The 17,264-nt window shown below is 73.6% G+C and carries 15 protein-coding genes; 13 read left to right on the forward strand and 2 right to left on the reverse strand.

Annotated elements, in window-relative coordinates; translation table 11 throughout:
- Window positions 1-100 precede the first annotated feature (100 nt).
- The 7 genes from rsmD (at window position 101) to mutM (ending at window position 5,405) form a co-directional block, all read left to right on the forward strand.
- The gene (rsmD, locus tag OG715_RS27630; protein WP_266271615.1) at window positions 101-685 is read left to right on the forward strand and encodes a 16S rRNA (guanine(966)-N(2))-methyltransferase RsmD; all 585 of its coding nucleotides are present in this window, start codon (window positions 101-103) and stop codon (window positions 683-685) included.
- A gap of 51 nt (window positions 686-736) precedes the next feature.
- A complete protein-coding gene (gene coaD / locus OG715_RS27635; protein WP_030396716.1) occupies window positions 737-1,228 on the forward strand; it encodes a pantetheine-phosphate adenylyltransferase in 492 nt (163 codons plus the stop codon).
- Window positions 1,229-1,454: 226 nt separating this feature from the next.
- Window positions 1,455-2,669, forward strand: coding sequence for an ATP synthase F0 subunit B (locus OG715_RS27640; RefSeq protein WP_266271616.1), 1,215 nt, complete (start codon window positions 1,455-1,457; stop codon window positions 2,667-2,669).
- 170 nt (window positions 2,670-2,839) lie between these two features.
- Complete coding sequence (locus OG715_RS27645; protein WP_266271617.1) at window positions 2,840-3,484, forward strand: YceD family protein; 645 nt, start codon at window positions 2,840-2,842, stop codon at window positions 3,482-3,484.
- Window positions 3,485-3,486: 2 nt separating this feature from the next.
- Window positions 3,487-3,660 (forward strand): 50S ribosomal protein L32, encoded by a 174-nt coding sequence (gene rpmF / locus OG715_RS27650; protein ID WP_030056747.1) that lies wholly within the window; start codon window positions 3,487-3,489, stop codon window positions 3,658-3,660.
- Window positions 3,661-3,680: 20 nt separating this feature from the next.
- Entirely contained in the window at window positions 3,681-4,469 is a 789-nt protein-coding gene (gene rnc, locus OG715_RS27655) for a ribonuclease III (protein ID WP_266271618.1), read from the forward strand.
- A gap of 57 nt (window positions 4,470-4,526) precedes the next feature.
- Window positions 4,527-5,405, forward strand: a complete 879-nt coding sequence (gene mutM / locus OG715_RS27660; protein WP_266271619.1) for a bifunctional DNA-formamidopyrimidine glycosylase/DNA-(apurinic or apyrimidinic site) lyase — start codon at window positions 4,527-4,529, stop codon at window positions 5,403-5,405.
- 78 nt (window positions 5,406-5,483) lie between these two features.
- Here mutM and OG715_RS27665 read toward each other — a convergent pair whose 3' ends face one another.
- Window positions 5,484-6,407, reverse strand: a complete 924-nt coding sequence (locus tag OG715_RS27665) for a DMT family protein (RefSeq protein WP_266271620.1) — start codon at window positions 6,405-6,407, stop codon at window positions 5,484-5,486.
- A 307-nt stretch (window positions 6,408-6,714) separates the two neighbouring features.
- Here OG715_RS27665 and OG715_RS27670 point away from each other — a divergent pair, with 307 nt between their 5' ends.
- The 5 genes from OG715_RS27670 (at window position 6,715) to ftsY (ending at window position 14,232) form a co-directional block, all read left to right on the forward strand.
- A complete protein-coding gene (locus OG715_RS27670) occupies window positions 6,715-8,085 on the forward strand; it encodes an EGFR-like transmembrane domain-containing protein (protein WP_266271621.1) in 1,371 nt (456 codons plus the stop codon).
- Window positions 8,086-8,201: 116 nt separating this feature from the next.
- Entirely contained in the window at window positions 8,202-8,501 is a 300-nt protein-coding gene (locus OG715_RS27675; RefSeq protein ID WP_266271623.1) for an acylphosphatase, read from the forward strand.
- Window positions 8,502-8,915: 414 nt separating this feature from the next.
- Window positions 8,916-9,119 carry a hypothetical protein gene (locus OG715_RS27680; RefSeq protein ID WP_266271624.1) on the forward strand — a complete coding sequence of 68 codons (204 nt, stop codon included), beginning with the start codon at window positions 8,916-8,918 and terminating at the stop codon, window positions 9,117-9,119.
- Between the two features lie 196 nt (window positions 9,120-9,315).
- Window positions 9,316-12,927: a chromosome segregation protein SMC gene (gene smc / locus OG715_RS27685; RefSeq protein WP_266271625.1), complete on the forward strand. Its 3,612-nt coding sequence runs from the start codon at window positions 9,316-9,318 to the stop codon at window positions 12,925-12,927.
- Window positions 12,928-13,038: 111 nt separating this feature from the next.
- Window positions 13,039-14,232 carry a signal recognition particle-docking protein FtsY gene (gene ftsY, locus OG715_RS27690; protein WP_266271626.1) on the forward strand — a complete coding sequence of 398 codons (1,194 nt, stop codon included), beginning with the start codon at window positions 13,039-13,041 and terminating at the stop codon, window positions 14,230-14,232.
- 110 nt (window positions 14,233-14,342) lie between these two features.
- Here the strand turns inward: ftsY and OG715_RS27695 are convergent, their stop codons facing one another.
- Entirely contained in the window at window positions 14,343-15,014 is a 672-nt protein-coding gene (locus OG715_RS27695; protein WP_266271627.1) for a bifunctional DNA primase/polymerase, read from the reverse strand.
- Between the two features lie 576 nt (window positions 15,015-15,590).
- Between OG715_RS27695 and nsdA the strand changes: the two genes are divergently transcribed.
- The gene (gene nsdA, locus OG715_RS27700; RefSeq protein WP_266271628.1) at window positions 15,591-17,045 is read left to right on the forward strand and encodes a transcriptional repressor NsdA; all 1,455 of its coding nucleotides are present in this window, start codon (window positions 15,591-15,593) and stop codon (window positions 17,043-17,045) included.
- Window positions 17,046-17,264: the final 219 nt, after the last annotated feature.

Below are 17,264 nucleotides of genomic sequence, written 5' to 3' on the forward strand. Positions count from 1 at the left end.
GCACCGGAGGGGCGTCCCGCGCGGGCGCCCCTTCGGCGTGAGCGGAGGGCGGTGATCGGGATAGCGTGGTCGGGCAGCGACGAAAGGACCCTCCACCACCATGACCCGCGTGATCGCCGGGGCGGCCGGCGGCCGCCGACTGGCCGTACCGCCCGGCCGGGGCACCCGACCGACCTCCGACAAGGCCCGCGAGGCGATGTTCTCCACCCTGGAGGCGCTGCGCGGCACCCTGCACGGCGCCCGGATGCTGGACCTGTTCGGCGGATCGGGCGCGGTCGGCCTGGAGGCGCTCTCGCGCGGGGCGGCGCACGTGCTGCTGGTCGAGGCGGACGCCCAGGCGGCCCGGGTGATCCGGGAGAACGTCCGCACGGTCGGCCTGCCGGGCGCGCTGGTGCAGGCGGCCAGGGCCGAGAAGGTCGTCGCCGGGCCGGCCCCGGAGGTGCCGTACGACCTGGTCTTCCTCGACCCGCCGTACGTGGTGACCGACGACGAGGTCCGGGAGATGCTGATCACACTGTCGGCCGGGGGCTGGCTCGCGGAGGACGTACTCGTCACCGTGGAGCGCAGCACCCGCGGTGGTGCGTTCGGCTGGCCGGAGGGCTTCGAGGAGCTGCGCTCCCGTCGTTACGGCGAGGGCACGCTCTGGTACGGTCGCGCCGCCGACGAGACCCGCGACCACCCCTAGCGGGCCCGGGCCCGCAGCAATCACGTCACCCCACGAGGGAGCACACACGCCATGCGCCGCGCCGTCTGCCCCGGGTCCTTCGACCCGATCACCAACGGTCACCTCGACATCATCGAGCGGGCCTCGAAGCTGTACGACGTGGTGCACGTCGCGGTCGCGATCAACCGCAACAAGCAGGGCATGTTCACCATCGAGGAGCGGATCGCGCTGATCGAGGAGACCACCGCCCAGTACGGCAACATCGTGGTCGAGTCGCACCTCGGCCTGCTGGTGGACTTCTGCCGGGAGCGGGACATCCCGGCCATCGTCAAGGGCCTGCGCGCGGTCAGCGACTTCGACTACGAGCTGCAGATGGCCCAGATGAACCACGGGCTGACCGGCGTCGAGACGCTCTTCGTGCCGACCTCGCCGACGTACAGCTTCCTCTCCTCGACCCTGGTGAAGGAGGTCGCCTCCTACGGCGGCGACGTCTCGCACCTGCTGCCGGAGACGGTGCACCGCCGGCTGGTCGAGCGGATCGCCGAGCGGCGCGCCCAGCAGTAGGGAGCGGTCCCGGGAAGGACGGGCGGTGACCGGCCGACGGTGACCGCCCGTCCGTTTCTGCCGGTTCGTCACGGTATGCCGGGCAGGTGGCGGGGCGGCCCGGTCCGGGCGTTGTGAGCTCGCCCGGCGCTGGCCGTACAGTCTGTATTCCTGCCCTGCGGTGACGTCCATCGCGCCGGGCGCTGCCTCCGCCGGACCTCGGCGGCACACGGAAAGACGAATCCCCGTGGACGTGCAGAACAAGGTCGACGAGATCGTGGCGGCCGTCGAGAACGCCCGCTCGATGCCCATGTCGTCCTCCTGCGTGGTGAACCGTGCCGAGCTGATCAACCTGCTCCAGGACCTCAGGTCGGCCCTTCCGGCCGAGCTGGCCCAGGCCCGGTCGGTGGTGGCCGACCACGACTCGATGGTGGCCGGCGCCCACGCCGAGGCCGATCGGATCATCCAGGGCGCGCACGCCGAGCGCGGTTCGCTGATCTCCGACACCGAGGTGGTCCGGCGGGCCCAGTCCGAGGCGGACCGGATCCTCGCCGAGGCCCGCGCCGAGGTCGACACCAAGCGCACCGAGGCCGACGACTACGTGGACAGCAAGCTGGCCAACTTCGAGGTCGTGCTCACCAAGACGCTCGGCGCGGTCGGCCGGGGCCGCACCAAGCTGCGCGGCGACGGCAGCGTCTTCGAGGTCGAGTACGAGGCCGAGACCGACGGCGAGGAGTTCCGGCCGCAGCGGATCAGCCCCAGCCCCGAGGTCGACGAGTACGTCGATGTGAAGCTCGCCACCCTGGAGAACGTGCTCAGCGCCACCCTGGAGGCGGTCGGCAAGGGCCGCGACAAGCTGCTCGGCAAGCGGCCGATCGACGAACTGGGCGCCTACCTGGCCGCCGCCGACGAGGCGCAGCAGGCCAAGGAGCGCGCCGAGGCGGTCGCGGCCGGCTTCGCCGGGGACTCGGAGGGCAGTGAGCTGGCCTGGTACCGCGAGGAGGTGCCGCAGCAGCAGACCTGGCCGGAGCAGACCCCGGCCGCGGCCGGCTGGCAGGCGCCCGGCGCGGACCAGTACGCGGTGGCCCAGCAGGGCGGCGCCCAGTACGCCGAGGTGTACGGCGGCGGCTTCGACCCGGCCGCAGGCCAGGGCGCGGACCCCTACGGCAACCAGTGGGGCCACCAGGGCCAGGAGGCCGGCGGGTACCAGCAGCAGCACCAGGGCTACCCCGACGGCCAGCAGGCCGGCTACGGCTACCCGGCCCAGCAGCAGGGCTACGAGCAGCAGCAACAGCAGCAACAGCAGCAGCAGTACGGCGGGGGCGGCTACGACTACCCGCAGCAGCCGGGCCACCCGCCGGCGCCGGTGCCGCAGCAGAACCAGGCCGGACTGGACGAGACCAGCTTCTTCGACACCAGCATGATCGACATGACCAGGCTGCGGGAGCTCGGCGGCCGGTAGGAGGGCGCGCTCCCGGCTCCCGGCCCCGGCGGCCGGGAGCGAAGTTGGGCCTGACGGGAGACTCGGGTAGTCTGACCACTCCGGCCTCTCCGTGTCGGACCGCAGGTCTGCCCGCGAACCGCCCGACCGGCAGCGCCGCGCACCGATCCCCCTCAGGAAGTCAGGACATCTTGAACCGCCTCGACCACCGCGACCCCCTCGTGTTCGACACGCACGAGCTGGGCCGTCGTCCGGGTGCGCTGCGCAAGGTGTCCCGCACCCTGGAGGCCCCCGAGGGCCTGGGGATCATCGATGTGATCGGTGTTCCGGAGAAGAGCGAGATCGAGCTGGAGCTCCGCCTGGAGTCCGTGGTCGAGGGCGTGCTGGTCACCGGCACCGCCGGGACCGTGGTCGAGGGCGAGTGCGTCCGGTGCCTGGAGCCCGTCGAGTTCGACCTCGACGTCGACTTCCAGGAGCTGTACTACTACCCGGAGTCCGACGAGCGCCTCCGCGCCCGGACCCCCGGGGCCGAGGACCTCGACGAGGACCCGGAGAACGAGACTTACCGCCTGGAGGGCGATTTCTTCGACCTCCAGCCGGTGCTGCGTGACGCGGTGGTGCTCGCACTGCCGCTGCAGCCGGTGTGCCAGGAAGACTGCCTGGGCCTGTGCTCCGAATGCGGGGCGCGCCTGAGCGACGACCCGGCGCACCACCACGATGCCGCCGACCCCCGGTGGGCGGCTCTGCAGGGACTCTCCGCCGCCCCCGGCGACGAGGGTGACGGAACCAAGAACAGCGGTACCCGTGAGGGTCTCGCCGAGAACCAGGAGAAGTAGCCGTGGCTGTTCCGAAGCGGAAGATGTCGCGCAGCAACACGCGCCACCGCCGTTCCAACTGGAAGGCCGTTGTCCCGGCCCTCGTGGCGTGCGACCGCTGCCACGAGCCGAAGCTGGGTCACATCGCGTGCCCGAGCTGCGGCACGTACAACCGTCGCCAGGTCCTCTCGGTCTGATCGGCGGGGTGTACGGATCGATGTCGGACGGTAACTCTTCCCGCAAGGCGGCCAGCGCCCCGAAGACCCCTTCGGGCGGTGGTAAGGCCGGCGGGCCGGCTTCGACCGAATACGACGTCCTGGAAGGGCGCCTCGGGTACACGCTCGAGCGCGCCCTTCTGGTGCGTGCCCTGACCCACCGCTCGTACGCGTACGAGAACGGTGGCCTGCCCACCAACGAGCGCCTGGAGTTCCTCGGCGACTCGGTGCTGGGCCTGGTGGTGACCGACACCCTCTACCGCGTCCACCCGGACGTCCCCGAGGGCACGCTCGCCAAGCTTCGCGCCGCGGTGGTGAACTCGCGCGCGCTCGCCGACGTCGGCCGGGGTCTCGACCTCGGTGTGTTCATCCGGCTCGGCAAGGGCGAGGAGGGCACCGGCGGCCGCGACAAGTCGTCGATCCTCGCCGACACGGTCGAGGCGGTCATCGGCGCGGTCTACCTGGACCAGGGCCTGGACGCCGCCACCGAGTTCGTCCACCGCCTGTTCGACCCGCTGATCGAGGAGTCCTCTCAGCTGGGCGCGGGCCTGGACTGGAAGACCAGCCTCCAGGAGCTCACCGCCTCGGTGGGCATCGGAGTGCCCGAGTACGTGGTCGAGGAGTCCGGTCCGGACCACGAGAAGACTTTCACCGCGGCGGCCCGGGTGGCCGGCGAGGACTTCGGCAGCGGCGTCGGCCGCTCGAAGAAGGAAGCCGAGCAGAAGGCCGCCGAGAGCGCCTGGCGCGCGATCAAGGAGAAGCACGCCGACCGGCTGCCGAGCGGCGCCTGAGCACGCAGTAGCCTTCCTCCTGCAGAGCCGAGTCCGTTCCGCAGGAGGCGTTTTCCCGTGCCCGAACTTCCCGAGGTCGAGGTCGTCCGCCGAGGTCTGGCGAACTGGGTCGCCGGGCGGACGGTCGCCGGCGTCGACGTCCTGCACCCGCGCGCGGTCCGGCGCCAGCCGGGCGGTGGGGCGGACTTCGCGGCCCGGCTCACCGGCACCACGTTCGGCGCCGCGCAGCGCCGCGGCAAGTACCTCTGGGTGCCGCTGACCGGCCGGGGCCAGGGATTCTCGATGATCGGCCACCTCGGCATGAGCGGCCAACTGCTCGTCCAGGACCCGACCGTGCCGGACGAGACCCATCTGCGGGTCCGGCTGCGCTTCACCGACGGCGGGCGCGAACTGCGCTTCGTCGACCAGCGGACCTTCGGCGGGCTGGCGGTCGAGGAGGCCGAGGACGACGACCCCGAGGGCACCCCGGTCTCCATCGCGCACATCGCCCGCGACCCGCTCGACGCCCGGTTCGACGACGCCGTCTTCGTCGCGGCGCTGCGGGCCCGGCGCACCACGGTCAAGCGGGCGCTGCTGGACCAGACGCTGATCAGCGGGGTCGGCAACATCTACGCGGACGAGGCGCTGTGGCGCTCCCGGCTGCACTACGACCGGCCGTCCGCGACGCTCACCCGGCCGCAGGCGGCGCTGCTGCTGGCGAACGCCCGCGAGGTGATGGCGGCGGCGCTGGCGGTCGGCGGCACCAGCTTCGACAGCCTGTACGTCAATGTGAACGGCGAGAGCGGCTACTTCTCCCGGGACCTGGACGCCTACGGCCGGGAGAACGAGCCCTGCCGCCGCTGCGGCACCGCGATCCGGCGGGCGGCCTGGATGAACCGGTCCAGCTACTTCTGCCCGCGCTGCCAGCGGGTTCCGCGGGTGCGCGACGGGGGCTGAAGGGGCGGGCGGCGCCGCCCGCCCCTCCGGCCCCCGGTGCCAGTGGTCGGCCTCAGCGGTCGACCTCGGCGATCGACCTCAGCGGTCGGCGAGTTCGGGCCGGGCCGGTTCGCCGTCGGGGAGGCCGCCGTGGGTGTCCTGGCCGAAGTAGGCGACACCGACCGCCGAGACCACCGCCAGCACGAAGCCGGCCACACCGAGCCAGCCCAGCCCGGCCTTGGACGAGTCGCCGAGCCAGAGCACGCCGACCGCGCCCGGCAGCACCGTCTCACCGACCACCAGGGCGGCCGTGGCGCCGTTCACCGAGCCGATCTGCAGGGCCACGGTGTGCACGTACATGCCGCCGATGCCGCCGACCAGGATCGCGTACAGCGCCGGGTCGGAGAGCAGGCTGCCGAGGTCGAACGGCTCGACGCCGTTCAGGATCCGCACACCGACGCCGAGCGCGCCGAAGCCGAGGCCGGAGAGCAGGCCGGCGACGATCGCGCCGTTGGCGCCCATCCGGCGCACCAGCAGTCCGCCGCCCACCAGCAGCACGGTGGTGATCAGCAGCAGCCACCAGTGGAAGGCCATCTCGGTGTGGTGCCCGCCCTCGGGCCCGGCCGAGACGGCGAGCAGGACGAGCGCCGAGCAGAGCACGCCGATCGAGGCCCACTCCAGCTGCTTCAGCCGGATCCCGAGCAGCTTGATCGACAGCACCGCGGTGATCACCAGGTTGGCGCTGATGATGGTCTGGGAGAGGAACAGCGGCAGCAGCCGGGCTGCCAGCGCGCCGAGTCCGAAGCCGATGAAGTCCAGCACCGTGCCGAGGATGAACTCCCAGGTCACGGCGGCCTTGGCGGTGGAGGAGAGGCTCGGCCCGCCGTGTGCGGTGGTGCCGGTGGAGTCGCCGCCCTTGGCGGCCTCCTCGCGGGCGGAGCGCCGGGATCCCACGGCCTGCAGGACCGAACCGGTGCCGTAGCAGGCGGAGGCCGCCACAGCGGTGACGAGGCCGATGATCACACGTGCTCCGATCAGGAGGGACGGGGAGGACGGTCGGGAGGCAGGGGGCGACCGTTCGGCCACCACTATGCCTGGTCGCGCGGTACGGTCGGGACGCCCCGGGAAGGGCTCCGGGCCCACCGGGGCACGCCGGGAGGTACGACCGGGCCGGTGGCCGGGTTCCCGCCCGGACCGAGGTTCCGGGGCGGCCGGAGGAAAGATCATCCCGTGGAAGGGGACCCACCCCGGCGGACGGTGGGGGTGCCGGTCCGCTCCGTACCCGGCCGGTATGCCCTGCCGGGGGACCGGTCGCGGTAGCGTCGGTGGCATGAGAACCCTTGCTCGACGACGTTCCCGGGGCGCCGGGCCGCTGGCCCTGGTGGCGGCGCTGCTCGGGCTGCTGCTCCTGCTGGCGCCGGCCGCCTCGGCGGTGGGCGGCCTCGACGACGCGACCGCCGCGCTCAAGCAGGGCCGGGTGTACGTCGACCCGGCGATGACGGGCCGGTTCGGCCAGGCCCAGGCCGACGCGCTGACCGAGAAGATCCGCAAGGCGGACAAGCCGATCTTCGTGGCGGTGGTCCCGGCGGCCGACCCGTACGGCGCCTCGACCGTCTTCGACGACCTGCGTACCAAGGTCGGCATCACCGGCACCTACGCGATCTGGCGCGGCGACCAGTTCCAGGCCCGCTCGGACAAGGAGGCGCTGCCCGCCGCGAGCGCCCAGCGGATCGCCGGCGCGTCCTTCCGCGCGCACCCCGGCGACATCGACGCCACTCTCAACGACTTCGTGGACACCGCCGCCCCGCAGGTCAAGGGACACGGTGCGAACAGCACGGCGGGTGGCGTCTCCGCCGCCGCGATCGTCGTCCCGCTGGCCCTGCTGGCGCTGGCCGGCACCGGGGTGTTCCTGCTGTTCCGCCGGTCCAAGCGGCGCAAGGAGGAGCAGCGCCGGGCCGAACTGGCCCAGGTCCGCCGGGTGGTGGACGAGGACATCACCGCCTACGGCGAGGAGCTGGACCGGCTCGACTTCGTCCCGTCCGCGTCCGACGCCGACGATGTGCAGCGCGGCGACTACACCCACGCCCTGGACTCCTACGAGCGGGCCAAGCGGCTGATGGACGGGGCCAAGGGGCCGGAGGACGCCAAGCCGGTCGCCGAGGCGCTGGAGGACGGCCGGTTCGCGCTGGCCACCCTGGCAGCCCGGCGGGCCGGGCACCCGCTGCCCGAGCGGCGTCCCCCGTGCTTCTTCGACCCCCGGCACGGCCCGTCGGTCAAGGACGCGGACTGGGCCCCGGCCGGCGGCGCCGCCCGCTCCGTCCCGGTCTGCCGGGCCGACGCGGACCGGCTGGCGGCCGGGCAGGACCCGGACATCCGGACCGTGCCCACCGAGCACGGCCCGCAGCCGTACTGGAACGCGGGCCCGGCGTACGGCCCCTGGGCCGGCGGCTACTTCGGGGGCTTCGGCGGCGGCGGTCTGCTGCCGGGGCTGCTGGTCGGCACCATGCTCGGCTCGATGATGGCCACCCCGGCGTACGCGTACGGCCCGGCGGACGGCGGCTCCGGCTACGAGGGCGGGGACCAGTCCGGCGCCGACTTCGACTCCTCCGACTTCGGCGGCGGCTTCGACGGCGGCGGTGGGGACTTCGGCGGTGGCGGCGGCGACTTCGGTGGAGGCGGCGACTTCGGCGGGGGTTTCTGAACCCGTCGGCCCCGCTCCGCTCCGCCGCCCCCGGCCGGTCCCGCGACCGGCCGGGGGCGGCGTCGTACCTGCTCCGCCGTGACGCGGGCCGCCGTCGCGGCGGATAGGGTCGGGACATGCACGGTCGCGACGCCCACAGTGACGAGCCCGTCCGCGTCACCGCCTGGGTACGCGGCAAGGTGCAGCAGGTCGGCTTCCGCTGGTGGACCAGGGCGCGGGCGCTGGAGATCGGACTGACCGGCTACGCGAGCAACCTCGGCGACGGCCGGGTGCAGGTGGTGGCCGAGGGGCTCGCCCCGGAGTGCGAGGAACTGCTCGCGCTGCTCAGGGGCCCGGACACGCCGGGCCGGGTCAGCGGGGTGACCGAGATCTGGACCGCCGTCGGCCCTGGGTACGGGACCTTCGAGATCCGCTGAACACCCCCGTCGGCCGGGGCCGGGACGGGTCGATCGAAAACGATCGTCAACCGGCGGTGTCGTACGGTTGCCATCCGGGCAGACTCGTGGTTGACTCCGCATCGAACGATGATCCACGAGCATGTGAAGGACCCCCCTTCGTAGCCGTCGGGCGTGACGACACCGCCAGGCAGGTGACAGGGGCGCGGTAGCGTGCGGTGATCGTGTTGACCCGTACCGTCTTTGGTGAGACGCTGGAAACCCGCGCACACGACCGCGTTATTCCGGTAGGCGCATGCCCCCGTGAGCCCAGCTCACGGTGGTTGTGCCGTAGTGCCCAGCCAGCACTGCCGGTGCGACGCCGCGCGTGCGTCCCCCTTCCCCCTAGACCTGTACCGTTCCGGTTCGGTCACTCAGCGTGGAGGACCATTCATCATGGCAAAGGCGCTTCTCGGGTACGTCGGCGGCCCCGACCCGCGAATGCTCACCGAGATGCGACGGCTGCAGCAGCGCGTCCAGGATCTCGAAGCCGAGCTCATCAGGATGCAGGCTGTGAACGACGCACTCACCGCTGTCGCCGGCGAGCACTCGTTGCTCAACAGCATCGATCTGGATCAGCGGGAGCCGGCTCTCACCTGAGTCCCGCCCGATCTCTCGGTCGACGCCGCTGTGCACTGAGCGCCCCGAAAGGGACGCAGCTTGCAAGGGACGCCCCGTGTGGCGTCCCTTCGTCGTGTCCGGCCGCGATCGCCGCAGGTCCCGGCCCTGCGGGCGGATACAGTCGCCGCAGGGCCCCGGCCAGGGCCCGGCGGGCGAGGGGCGAGGAGAGCGGCGCGTGCACCTGAAGAGTCTGACGCTGCGCGGGTTCAAGTCCTTCGCCTCCGCCACCACCCTGCGCTTCGAGCCCGGCATCACCTGCGTGGTCGGGCCGAACGGCTCCGGCAAGTCCAACGTCGTCGACGCGCTCTCCTGGGTGATGGGCGAGCAGGGCGCCAAGTCGCTGCGCGGCGGCAAGATGGAGGACGTCATCTTCGCCGGTACCAGCGGGCGCGCCCCGCTCGGCCGGGCCGAGGTCAGCCTCACCATCGACAACACCGACGGCGCCCTGCCGATCGAGTACGCCGAAGTGACCATCACCCGCACGATGTTCCGCAACGGCGGCAGCGAGTACGCGCTCAACGGCGACACCTGCCGGCTGCTGGACATCCAGGAACTGCTCTCCGACTCCGGCATCGGCCGCGAGATGCACGTCATCGTCGGGCAGGGCCGGCTCGACTCCGTCCTGCAGGCCGACCCGATGGGCCGGCGCGCCTTCATCGAGGAGGCGGCGGGCGTCCTGAAGCACCGCAAGCGCAAGGAGAAGGCGCTGCGGAAGCTCGACGCGATGCAGGTCAACCTCAACCGGGTCCAGGACCTGGTGGCCGAACTCCGGCGCCAGCTCGGCCCGCTCGGCCGACAGGCCAGGATCGCCCGCCGGGCCGCCGGCATCCAGGCCGACCTGCGCGACGCCCGGCTGCGGCTGCTCGCCGACGACCTGCTCGCCCTGCGCCGGGCCGTCGAGGCGGAGATCGCCGACGAACTGGCCCTGCGGCTGCGCCGCTCCACCGTCGAGCAGGAACTCGGCCGGGCGATCCAGCGCGAAGCCGTGCTGGAGGCGCAGGTCCAGCAGCTCGGCCCCGGCCTGGAGGCCGCCCGGCAGACCTGGTACCGGCTCTCCGCCCTCGCCGAACGCACCCGCGGCACCGTCGGACTCGCCGGGGCGAAGGCCCGGCACGCGGCCGCCGACGGGCAGTCCGAGGAGCGCCGCGGCCGCGACCCGGAGGAGCTGGAACGCGAGGCCGAGCGGGTCAGGGAGGAGGAGGCCGCGCTGGCCGAGGCCCTGGAACAGGCCCAGGAGGCGCTGGACGAGGCGATCGACGCCAAGACCGGGCTGGAGCGGGCCCTCGTCGCCGAGGAACGCCGGCTCAAGGACGCCGCCCGGGCCATCGCCGACCGCCGCGAGGGGCTGGCCCGGCTCCAGGGGCAGGCCGCCGCCGCCCGGTCCAAGGCCGCCGCCGCCGAGGCCGAGATCGGCCGGCTCGCCGAGGCCCGGGACGAGGCGCTGCAACGCGCCGGGGCAGCCCGGGAGGAGTACGAGGAGCTGAAGGCCAGGGTCGACGCCGAGGCCGAGGACGGCGAACGGGCCGACAGCGCGCACGAGCAGGCCGGGGAACTGCTCGCCGCCGTCGAGCGGGAGCTCGCCGCGGCCCGTGAGGCGGCCGCCGTCGCCGAGCGCGAGCGGGCCGCGCTGACGGCCCGGCGCGACGCGCTCGCCCTCGGCCTGCGCCGCAAGGACGGCAGCGGCGCGCTGCTCGCCGCCGGGGACCGGCTCGCCGGACTGCTCGGGTCGGCCGCCGGACTGCTGAGGATCGCCCCGGGCCACGAGACCGCCGTCGCGGCCGCGCTCGGCGCCGCCGCCGACGCGGTGGCCGTCGACTCGCCCGGCGCCGCCGCCGAGGCACTGCGGCTGCTGCGCGAGCAGGACGCCGGCCGGGCCGCCCTGCTGATCGCCGGTGCCCCCCGGCCCGAGGCCCCGGCCGGGGAGTTGCCGCCGGGCGCCCGCTGGGCCGCGGAGCTGGTCGACGGGCCGCCCGAACTGCTGCCCGCCGTCGGCCTCCTGCTGGCCGGGACCGCCGTGGTGGACACGCTCGACGCGGCGCTCCGGCTGGTCGCCGAGCACCCCGGGCTGAGCGCCGTCACCACCGAGGGCGACCGGCTCGGCGCGGCCTTCGCCCACGGCGGCTCCGGCGCCGCGCCCAGCCTGCTGGAGACCAGGGCGGCCGTGGACGAGGCCGCCCGGGCGATCGCCGAACTCGACGTCCGGTGCGCCGAATCGGCCGAACGACTGTCCGAACTCACCGAGCGGCGCCGCGAGTCGGCCGCCGCCGTGGAGCAACTCGCCCTCCGGCGGCGGCAGCTGGAACGGGAGCGGGCCGAGGTGGCGGGCACCCTCGGCCGGCTCGGCGGACAGTCCAGGGCCGCCGCCGGCGAGGCCGAACGGCTGACCGCCGCCGCCGGCCGCGCCGAGGAGGGCCTGGACCGGCTGCTCACCACCGCCGAGGAGCTGGCCGAACGGCTGGCGGTGGCCGAGGAGACCGCCGCCGACGGGGAGGACGAGCCGGACGCCGCCGAGCAGCAGCGGCTGGCCGGGGCCGCCACCTCGGCCCGGGCGACCGAACTGGAGGCCCGGCTCGCGGTGCGCACCCACGAGGAGCGGGTCCGCGCCCTGGCCGGGCGGGCCGACCAGCTGGACCGGGCCGCCCGCGCCGAACGCGAGGCGCGCGCCCGGGCCGCCGAACGCCGCCGCCGGGCCGAGCGGGACGCCGCCGTGGCGGTCGCGGTCGCCGAGGGCGCCCGGCAGCTGCTCGCCTGCCTGGAGGTGTCGCTGGCCCGAGCGGACGCCGAACGGGCCGCGATCGAGCAGGCCAGGGCGGCCCGGGAGGCGGAGCTGCGGGAGCACCGCGAGCACGGCCGCGAACTCAAGGACGAGCTGGACAAGTTGGTCGACGCCGGGCACCGGGACGAGGTGCTGCGGGCGGAGAAGCGGCTGCGGATCGAGCAGTTGGAGAGCCGCGCGCTGGAGGAGTTCGGCATCGAGGGCGGCGAACTGCTGGACTCCTACGGTCCCGACCGGCCGGTCCCGCCCTCGACCCCGGAGGAGGGGCAGGAGCCGGGCGAGCCCCGTCCGTACGACCGGGCCGAGCAGGAGAAGCGGCTGCGCGCGGCCGAGCGGGCGTACCAGCAGCTGGGCAAGGTCAACCCGCTGGCGCTGGAGGAGTTCTCCGCCCTGGAGGAGCGCCACCGTTTCCTCGGCGAGCAGTTGGACGACCTCAAGCGCGGTCGGCGCGATCTGCTCGACATCGTCAAGGACGTCGACCAGCGGGTCGAGCAGCTGTTCACCGCCGCGTACCACGACACCGCCGCGCAGTTCGAGGGCGTGTTCTCGCGGCTGTTCCCGGGCGGCGAGGGACGGCTGGTGCTGACCGACCCGGACTCGATGCTCACCACCGGGGTCGAGGTGGAGGCCCGCCCTCCCGGCAAGAAGGTCAAGCGGCTCTCCCTGCTCTCGGGCGGGGAGCGCTCGCTCACCGCGGTGGCGCTGCTGGTCTCGATCTTCAAGGCCAGGCCCAGCCCGTTCTACGTGATGGACGAGGTCGAGGCGGCGCTGGACGAGACCAACCTGCGCCGGCTGATCGGGATCATGGAGGAGCTGCGGGAGAGTTCCCAGCTCATCGTGATCACCCACCAGAAGCTGACCATGGAGTCCGCCGACGCGCTGTACGGGGTGACCATGAAGGGCGACGGCATCTCGCAGGTGATCAGCCAGCGGCTGCGGGAGGACCGGAAGGGGCGCCGGACCGGGCCGGTGCCCGCTCCGGCGGCGGAGCCGGCGGCCGTCCCGTCCTGAGCCGGCGGTGACCGGGAGGCGGTGCCCGCGGCGGTCCGTTCCCGATCCGTTCCGGATCCGGTCCGCCGCCTGCGGTCCGCGCGGACCGTCGTCACGGATACTGGGGTGGTTATGGAATACGTGATTCTTGCCGTAGTCATCGCGGTGGTCGCCGTCGGCGCGATCGCCGGACTCGTCGTTTCCGGCAGACGACGCCAGCAACTGCCCCCGAAGTCGCAGGCGCCGGTCATCACGGCGCCCCCGACCCCGCGCGAGCCCGCCGTCGGCGAGGAGTCCGCGCCGCCCACCGAGGAACCGCGCCGCACCGTCGAGGAGGTGCAGCTCCCCGAGGCCGAGGTCGTTCCCGAGGCCGTCGAGGAAGCCCCCTCCATCGAGGTCCCCGAGCCCACCGCCGGCCGCCTGGTCCGGCTGCGCTCGCGGCTCTCCCGCTCGCAGAACTCGCTGGGCAAGGGGCTGCTCTCGCTGCTCTCCCGCGAGCACCTCGACGAGGACACCTGGGAGGAGATCGAGGACACCCTGCTGACCGCCGACGTCGGCGTTGCCCCCACCCAGGAGCTGGTCGAGCGGCTGCGCACCCGGGTCAAGGTGCTCGGCACCCGCACCCCGGACGAGCTGCGCGCCCTGCTGCGCGAGGAACTGGTCGAGCTGATCGGCAAGGACGCCGACCGCGTCGTCCGTTCCACCAAGCACGAGGAGGGCCCCGCGGTCGTCCTCGTGGTCGGCGTCAACGGCGTCGGCAAGACCACCACCACCGGCAAGCTGGCCCGGGTGCTGGTCGCCGACGGCCGCAGCGTGGTGCTCGGCGCGGCCGACACCTTCCGTGCCGCCGCCGCCGACCAGCTGCAGACCTGGGGCGAGCGCGTCGGCGCCCGCACGGTGCGCGGCCCCGAGGGCGGCGACCCGGCCTCGGTCGCGTTCGACGCGGTCAAGGAGGGCATCGCCGAGGGCGTGGACACCGTGCTGGTGGACACCGCCGGGCGACTGCACACCAAGACCGGCCTGATGGACGAGCTGGGCAAGGTCAAGCGGGTCGTCGAGAAGCACGGCCCGGTGGACGAGGTGCTGCTGGTGCTGGACGCCACCACCGGTCAGAACGGGCTGGTCCAGGCCCGGGTCTTCGCCGAGGTGGTCGACATCACCGGCATCGTGCTGACCAAGCTGGACGGCACCGCCAAGGGCGGCATCGTGATCGCGGTCCAGCGGGAGCTGGGCGTGCCGGTCAAGCTGATCGGTCTGGGCGAGGGCGCCGACGACCTGGCGCCGTTCGAGCCGGGCGCGTTCGTGGACGCGCTGGTCGGGGACTGAGGACCGCCGGTCCACCGATGAAGGGTCCGCCCCCGCGAGGGGCGGGCCCTTCGGCGTTCCCGGCCGCTCCCGCCGCGCGGGTCAGCGCGGCCGGCGCGGGCGAGTACTCCTCAGGCGATCCAGGCCGGTTCGGGGGTGCGCTCCCGGCCGCGGTGGCAGGCGTAGGCGAGGGTGCCCAGCAGAAGCCGCGCCTCGGGCGGGCAGCCCGCGTTGTCCCGGGTCGGCCGGCGCAGCCAGCGGACCGGGCCGAGGCCGGCCAGCACGGTGGGCGGCGCGGCGACGAAGCTGCCCTCGCCGTGGCAGGCGAGGTCGAGCGCGGCGTCGTCCCAGCCCATCCGGTAGAGCAGGTCCGGCAGCCGACGCGCGGTACCGGCCGCGACCAGGAACTGCAGCCGCCCGGTGGGCGCGGCGAGCACCGGCCCGATCTGGGTGCCCATCCGCTCCAGCCGGACCAGCGCCTGGAGGCCGGCCTGCTCGGGGACGTCCAGGACGTCGAAGGCGCGGCCGGTGGGGAACAGTACCGAGGCGTCCGGTCCGGGGCCGCCGGACGGGCCGGCTCCGGGGACGGGGTGCAGACCGGGGGCGGCGCAGCGCGGGGTGCCGCAGTGGCAGCGCTCCGGGGTGCCGGCGGCGCGGGCCGGCTCGCCGACGACGACGGCCCAGCCCCACCGGCCGGTGTACTCCGCGGCCGCCCGGCTCGTGGTGACGCGGGTGCGACGGCGCGCGCTCAGCGGTGCCAGCCGCAGGCTCCCCAGTCGAAGTTCGCCGAACAGGTTGTCCATGCCTCCCCCAACAGGTTCTGGTTGCCGATGGTTACGGGACGGTGACTTTGTGTTGATTGTCCGTTGCGTGGTGCGTTGTGCGGTGACGGCGCGCAGCGCCCGGTGTGCGCCAGTTGCGGTGATGTGCCTCGGGCGCCGCCTTGTGGCGGGCGGTACGGATGCCGGATCGTCTTGTGCGCGGGGCGGCCGGTGATCGGTGCGGGTGGCGAAATCCCCTGCGGCGGTGGCGGATCGCCCGAAGGACCGGATATCTGCGGGGACTTGGCGGCCCGCATATGCCGGACCGTCGGGACTTCCAAGTGAACCGTCTGTCGACACGCTTCGGTTCACTCCTGGGGGTGGCGAAAGGTGGCGTTTCGCCAGGGCCGCTCCCCGGGGCAGTGCGCGGGGCGTTACGTTCAGCACACGGACCTCGTCAGGGGGCCGCTCCGGGCCCTGGGGAGCCGGGAGTTGGGGAACTGACGGTCCGTCTGCGACGGCAGCGCCGCAGTTCGTCAACGGTACGGCCGGCAAGAGCCCGCAACCGTCGGGCGGTCACGATCGGGGCCCCGCAGGGGCCGGGCGGGATGGGGACCCATGGCAGAGAAGCAACCCAACGAGAAGCTGACCACGTGGTTCGCCCGCAGCGGCTGGTCCAAGGGGGAGTTGGCCCGCCAGGTCAACCGCCGGGCCCGGCAGATCGGTGCCCACCACGTCTCCACCGACACCTCGCGGGTGCGCCGCTGGCTGGACGGCGAGCAGCCCCGGGAGCCCATTCCCAAGATCATGTCGGAGCTGTTCTCCGAGCGGTTCGGCTCGGTGGTCTCGATCGAGGACCTCGGCCTGCGCGCCGCCGTCCCGGTCTCCACCGTGGGCGGCGGTGTCGACCTGCCGTGGAGCGCCCCGCAGACCGTCCAGTTGATCAGTGACTACTCCCGCAGCGACCTCATGCTCAACCGGCGCGGCTTCCTGGGCACCTCGCTCGCCCTGACCGCCGGCGCCGCCCTGATCGAGCCGATGCAGCGCTGGCTGGCCCCCGGCCCGAACGGCGCCCCCACGCCGATCCTGGCCGCCGCCAACGGCGGCGAGCCGTTCACCGGCCGGCTCTCCGAGCCCGAGCTGGAACTGCTGGAGCAGACCACGGTCATGTTCCGCCAGTGGGACGCGCAGAACGGCGGCGGCCTGCGCCGCAAGGCCGTGGTCGGCCAGCTGCACGAGGTCACCGACCTGCTCCAGGAGACCTACCCGGAGCAGACCACCCGGCGGCTGTTCCGGCTCACCGCCGAGCTCGCCCACCTGGCGGGCTGGATGTCCTACGACGTCGGCATGCACCCGAGCGCGCAGAAGTACTACGTGCTGGCGCTGCACGCCGCCAAGGAGGCCGGGGACCGCCCGTTCGGCGCCCTGATCCTCACCGACATGAGCCGGCAGATGATCCACCTCAACCGGGGCGAGGACGCGCTGGAGCTGATCCACCTCGCCCAGTACGGCAGCCGGGACACCGCCACCCCGCGCCAGCAGGCCCTGCTGTACGCGATGGAGGCGCGCGCGTACGCCACCATCGGCGAGGTGAACCGGTGCGCCCGGGCGGTCCGGCTGGCCGAGGACACCTTCACCGACATCCGTGAGGGCGACGCCGACCCGGACTGGCTGAAGTTCTTCTCGCCGGCCGAGCTGAACGCCGAGAACGCCCACTCCTTCCGCGACCTCGCCTACCACTCCGACAACGGCGCGCTCTACGCCTCGATGTCCGCGCCGGTGATGGAGCGCGCGGTCGACCTGTTCCGCCAGGACGGCGACCACGTCCGCTCCTACGCCTTCAACCTGGTCGGCATGGCCAGCGTGCACCTGCTCCAGAACGAGCCGGAGCAGGCGGCGGTCTTCGCCGAGCAGGCGGTGGACATCGCTACCAAGGTCCGCTCCGAGCGGCTCAACTCCCGGGTGCGCAAGACCACCGAGGCCGCCTCGTCCCGCTACCGGGGCGTGGACGCGGTCAGCCGGCTCAAGGAGCGGGTGGTGCAGGACATCCCGGAGTACGTCTCGGTGGTCTGAGCCCGGCCTGATCCGACCCGACCCGACCCGGTCCGACCCCGACCCCGACCTCGGGCCCCGACCCGCCGACCGCGCCGTCCGCCGACGGCGCGGTCGGTGCCGTTCGGGGTCGTTCCGCGCGCGTGCTGTGCCGTTCCGTGCCGGTGCCGTTCCAGGGCTGTGCCCGTGGCCGCGCCGGTGCCGTTCCGTGCCGTCCCGGGCACACCCCGTACGGGGCGG

The organism is Kitasatospora purpeofusca (assembly GCF_036010405.1).
GTDB lineage: Bacteria > Actinomycetota > Actinomycetes > Streptomycetales > Streptomycetaceae > Kitasatospora > Kitasatospora purpeofusca.

Coding starts and splice junctions, on each gene's coding strand:
- nsdA (WP_266271628.1), top strand. CDS start 15,591: ATGGCAGAGAAGCAACCCAACGAGAAGCTGACCACGTGGTTCGCCCGC.
- rsmD (WP_266271615.1), top strand. CDS start 101: ATGACCCGCGTGATCGCCGGGGCGGCCGGCGGCCGCCGACTGGCCGTA.
- coaD (WP_030396716.1), top strand. CDS start 737: ATGCGCCGCGCCGTCTGCCCCGGGTCCTTCGACCCGATCACCAACGGT.
- OG715_RS27680 (WP_266271624.1), top strand. CDS start 8,916: ATGGCAAAGGCGCTTCTCGGGTACGTCGGCGGCCCCGACCCGCGAATG.
- OG715_RS27670 (WP_266271621.1), top strand. CDS start 6,715: ATGAGAACCCTTGCTCGACGACGTTCCCGGGGCGCCGGGCCGCTGGCC.
- ftsY (WP_266271626.1), top strand. CDS start 13,039: ATGGAATACGTGATTCTTGCCGTAGTCATCGCGGTGGTCGCCGTCGGC.
- OG715_RS27675 (WP_266271623.1), top strand. CDS start 8,202: ATGCACGGTCGCGACGCCCACAGTGACGAGCCCGTCCGCGTCACCGCC.
- OG715_RS27695 (WP_266271627.1), bottom strand. CDS start 15,014: ATGGACAACCTGTTCGGCGAACTTCGACTGGGGAGCCTGCGGCTGGCA.
- rnc (WP_266271618.1), top strand. CDS start 3,681: ATGTCGGACGGTAACTCTTCCCGCAAGGCGGCCAGCGCCCCGAAGACC.